The 416-nt window shown below is 73.1% G+C and carries 1 protein-coding gene; it reads left to right on the top strand.

Annotated features, from left to right (window positions below; translation table 11 throughout):
• Nucleotides 1-209 (top strand): hypothetical protein (locus ACOMDU_RS13755; protein ID WP_421130721.1); only part of this gene is annotated, 209 nt, incomplete at its 5' end.
• Between the last annotated feature and the right edge of the window lie 207 nt (nucleotides 210-416).

The raw sequence follows: 416 nt of genomic DNA, 5'->3' as shown, positions 1-416 counted from the left end.
TCCTCGAGGTGTGCACCCGCATCTTCGACACGCTCGGCGCGTCGGCGACGTCGGCCACGCTGCGGCTCGACCGGCACTGGCGCAACGCCCGCACCCTCGCCACCCACGACCCGGCGGCGTTCAAGGTGCGCCTGGCCGGCGACTGGCTCGTGAACGGCACCCCGCCGACCGCCTACACGTCGGCCGGCGAGGTCCCCGAGGGGGACTGACCGCCCTGCCTCAGCAACGCGGGTTGAGTTGTCGCGGGTCCAGGGACCCAGCACCCGTGACAAGTCAACCCGCGTTGAGCCCGGGTCGGCGTGGGGCGTGAGAGGCTGGGGCCATGGATCGAGAGCTGCGCACCCCTCCGGAGCTGGAGGGCGTGGACTGGTACGACGACGCCCCGCGTCGCCCCCGTCCGATCGTCACCCTGGTGG

The sequence above is a fragment of the Vescimonas sanitatis genome (assembly GCF_049060325.1).
Taxonomy (GTDB): domain Bacteria; phylum Bacillota; class Clostridia; order Oscillospirales; family Oscillospiraceae; genus Vescimonas; species Vescimonas sanitatis.
The sequence above is the reverse complement of the archived record's forward strand: the minus strand, read 5'-3'. Positions and strand labels throughout refer to the sequence as shown.